5 protein-coding genes are annotated in these 3,350 nt (G+C 30.7%); 4 read left to right on the plus strand and 1 reads right to left on the minus strand.

The window, feature by feature from the left end; translation table 11 throughout:
• Nucleotides 1–205: 205 nt before the first annotated feature.
• From OEV82_RS15895 to OEV82_RS15905, 3 genes are all read left to right on the plus strand, one after another.
• Nucleotides 206–625, plus strand: a complete 420-nt coding sequence (locus tag OEV82_RS15895) for an HIT family protein (RefSeq protein ID WP_263062419.1) — start codon at nt 206–208, stop codon at nt 623–625.
• A gap of 180 nt (nt 626–805) precedes the next feature.
• Nucleotides 806–1,321: a tryptophan transporter gene (locus tag OEV82_RS15900; protein WP_263062420.1), complete on the plus strand. Its 516-nt coding sequence runs from the start codon at nt 806–808 to the stop codon at nt 1,319–1,321.
• A 379-nt stretch (nt 1,322–1,700) separates the two neighbouring features.
• Complete coding sequence (locus OEV82_RS15905; RefSeq protein ID WP_263062421.1) at nt 1,701–2,273, plus strand: HTH-type transcriptional regulator Hpr; 573 nt, start codon at nt 1,701–1,703, stop codon at nt 2,271–2,273.
• Here the strand turns inward: OEV82_RS15905 and OEV82_RS15910 are convergent.
• Nucleotides 2,270–2,608: a YhaI family protein gene (locus OEV82_RS15910; RefSeq protein ID WP_263062422.1), complete on the minus strand. Its 339-nt coding sequence runs from the start codon at nt 2,606–2,608 to the stop codon at nt 2,270–2,272. The genes OEV82_RS15905 and OEV82_RS15910 overlap by 4 nt on opposite strands.
• A 404-nt stretch (nt 2,609–3,012) precedes the next feature.
• On the opposite strand from OEV82_RS15910, the gene OEV82_RS15915 reads away from it, so the two are divergent.
• Nucleotides 3,013–3,192 (plus strand): hypothetical protein, encoded by a 180-nt coding sequence (locus OEV82_RS15915; RefSeq protein ID WP_263062423.1) that lies wholly within the window; start codon nt 3,013–3,015, stop codon nt 3,190–3,192.
• Nucleotides 3,193–3,350 lie beyond the last annotated feature (158 nt).

Raw genomic sequence — 3,350 nt, forward strand, 5'->3', positions numbered from 1 at the left:
TTAAAGGAGTTGGCCGGATTTTAAAAAAGATAAATTTTTTATCAAGAGAGTACCCTAAAATAGTGAATTCGCTTTCATTGTTAGGGAGAAAAAAACTGCCCACAAATACTTGACTCAATCTAAATGACAACATCCTTTTCCATCTTTGTCCAATTTATGTTAAAATATGTAGAAACATAACACGTTCACGGAAAGGATGGGGAATATGAGCGACTGCATTTTTTGTAAAATCATTAATGGAGAAATTCCTTCCGCAAAAGTTTACGAAGATGAAGATGTTTTCGCATTCCTTGATATTTCTCAAGTAACAAAAGGACATACGTTAGTTATTCCGAAAGCCCACCACGCTAACGTCTATGAATTACCTGAAGATGTTGCTGGTAAACTTTTTGCTGTGATCCCTAAAATTACAAATGCCGTTAAAAAAGCTTATAATCCAATCGGTTTGAATTTGTTAAACAATAATGGTGAAGCAGCCGGCCAAACTGTCTTCCATTACCATCTTCACATCATTCCGCGTTATGGTAAAGGAGATGGATTTGGTGCAGTTTGGAAAACCCATAATAACGATTACACACAAGAACAGCTACAAGAAATTGCACAAACGATAAATAAAAACATTTAACAGCAGAAGGCGTTTTGTTTTCCATTTTCTACAAGCTGGATAACAATACGCCTTTAAATAAAAATTTTCTCTTTTTCAGAAGATTTTTATATGGTATATTATAATTACTCGCTATTGGTCAGAGGACACAATAGGAGTTAGATGAGATTTAGAATTAGATCAGATGAGGAGAGTTGAGTAATGAAAACGAAAGAACTTGTCATTATGGCTTTATTTGTTGGAATAGGTGCAGCTTTACACTTTGTCATCCCTGGCATAGGCGCAGGTGGGATGAAACCAGATTTTAGTTTATTAATGATGTTTTTAGCGTTAATTTTATTTCCGAACTTTAAAAATGCCCTTCTTTTAGGTTTAGCTACTGGAATTATATCTGGACTAACAACAACCGTTCCTGGAGGATTAATTCCAAATATCATCGATAAATTCTTTACCGCCATTATTTTCTTTGCTTTTCTTCTGTTAATTAAAAAGTACCGTACAAACATGGTCTTTGCTGTTTTAACTGCAGTAGGTACCATCATTTCAGGAACATTGTTTTTAGTTTCAGCTAAATTAATAATTCAATTTTCAGATGCGTTACTAGCATTATTTGGTGCTATTGTCCTTCCAACCGCTGCACTGAATACTTTAGCGATGGTCATTATGTACCCTATTGTAGCCAGTATAGCTAAACGTAGTAAGATTAAAGTAGCTTAATAAAAAATTATCTTCTTTAATATAAAACTTGCCTTCTACGATCTTATAATCCCAATTAGGGACTTAGATCTAGAAGGTTTTTTACTCTAAAAAAGCTTTTAAAATGACCATATATGTATTCGAAAAAATTTATTTACTCTTTTTTTAAAATTTATGATACTATAGATAATAAAAATGAAGAAAATTTTTCTAAAATAAAGAGGATTTTTTTTATTTAATGTAGAATTTCTCATTATTATAAAGTGAAGTTTTAAATCCTCTATATTCCCGGAACATATTTATATTATTTTACCCTTTTATGTTGCAATATTCAGTATATTTAAATCGTTAAACTCTTTTATTTTTCAAAAATAACAAATTTTAAAAAGTAGGTGATAAGATGGAGAATCATTCAAAACTTGAGGCACTTCTATTCACACAAAAAATTTCACAGCTAGGAAAAGCGTTGTGGAAAGCTATTGAAAAAGATTGGCAACAATGGATCAAACCATATGATTTAAACATTAACGAACATCATATTTTATGGATTGCTTACCATCTACATGGGGCATCAATATCAGATATTGCAAAATTTGGAGTCATGCATGTGTCAACGGCCTTTAATTTTTCAAAAAAATTAGAGGAAAGAGGATATTTAACATTTTCTAAAAAAGTGGAAGATAAAAGGAACACATATATTCAACTAACTGAAGAAGGTGAAAAACTAGTTATCGACTTATTAGGAGATTTTAAACCGGCCAACCACACCGTTTTGCAAGGAGCTTCATCTTTAAAAGATATTTACGGAAAATATCCAGATATCCTAGAACTAATGGCGATGGTCCGTAATATTTATGGCGATGATTTTATGGGAATTTTCCAAAAAATGTATACGGATATAGAAAAAATTAATTTAACAAAATCCAATCAAGAAAATAAACAAAAAGACAGTACAGAAAGAGAAGTCGTTTAATCTTCTAAATACTTGATAAGTTCTCGCATTAATTCAAGATGTAATCCTTCATTTAAGCAACATTCAATCGTTTCATGTACATCAAGCTTCTTATTCACCTTTTCTGAAAATTCTTTTAATAGCGGATGAAAATATAAAAATCCTTCCGCTTTTTGTTCTTTCATTTTTTTGTTCAAATACTCACATAATCTATGGAATTCCTCAACTTCTTCGGGACCAAGATTTTTTTGAATAATAAGCTTTGTAAATGTCTTTTTTGTATGATCAACTAACTGAATCAACAATTGTTGATGGTACTCTAATCGTTCGATCCTTTTCAATAATTCATCAATCATTCCCCTACACCCTTTCCACAACACCGTTTCCGTTACATCATTAATTCGCCCTCTTAAATACTTTTTCCTGCCCCGTTAAATGTACTTTCTTCTCTATCTATTTTTACCCATTTTACTATTAACTCTAAATCTTTATACTAGACCTTTTCAATTGTAGGATCTATGTTATTTCATATCATATTTGTTAAAAATTTTAATAGTTTTATATAAAAGAATGTTATAATACATCTATAAATACTATTCTATCTTTATGCTTCTCTAAAAATTTCCTTACTAATTTTTCATTCGTATATGAAACCAAATACCATAAACGCAACGAGTTTGATATGCCATGATAAGTGCCAAAAATACTTACAAAATGGTATCTAGTTCGGACAAAGGATTTCCGTATTGGAGGGAGATATTTGATTGTTGTCTATTTTGTACTTGCGGTACTTTTTATTATGTATATGAATGTATTAATGGAACGTTTTTGTCAAGTAAAACAAGTTCCAGATGATAAACAGGAAAATTTTTTTCAAACAACCAATATTTTAACCGTTATCCTTTTGATTACGACATATATCGAGATACTAATTATATAACATTAAAAACGGCAAAACAAAATGTTTTGCCGTTTTGATTGAGTCAAGTATTTGTGGGCAGTTTTTTTCTCCCTAACAATGAAAGCGAATTCACTATTTTAGGGTACTCTCTTGATAAAAAATTTATCTTTTTTAAAATCCGGCCAACTCCTTTAAAG

Source organism: Pallidibacillus thermolactis (genome assembly GCF_025660415.1).
GTDB lineage: Bacteria > Bacillota > Bacilli > Bacillales > Caldibacillaceae > Pallidibacillus > Pallidibacillus thermolactis.

Coding starts and splice junctions, on each gene's coding strand:
- OEV82_RS15900 (WP_263062420.1), top strand. CDS start 806: ATGAAAACGAAAGAACTTGTCATTATGGCTTTATTTGTTGGAATAGGT.
- OEV82_RS15910 (WP_263062422.1), bottom strand. CDS start 2,608: ATGATTGATGAATTATTGAAAAGGATCGAACGATTAGAGTACCATCAA.
- OEV82_RS15895 (WP_263062419.1), top strand. CDS start 206: ATGAGCGACTGCATTTTTTGTAAAATCATTAATGGAGAAATTCCTTCC.
- OEV82_RS15905 (WP_263062421.1), top strand. CDS start 1,701: ATGGAGAATCATTCAAAACTTGAGGCACTTCTATTCACACAAAAAATT.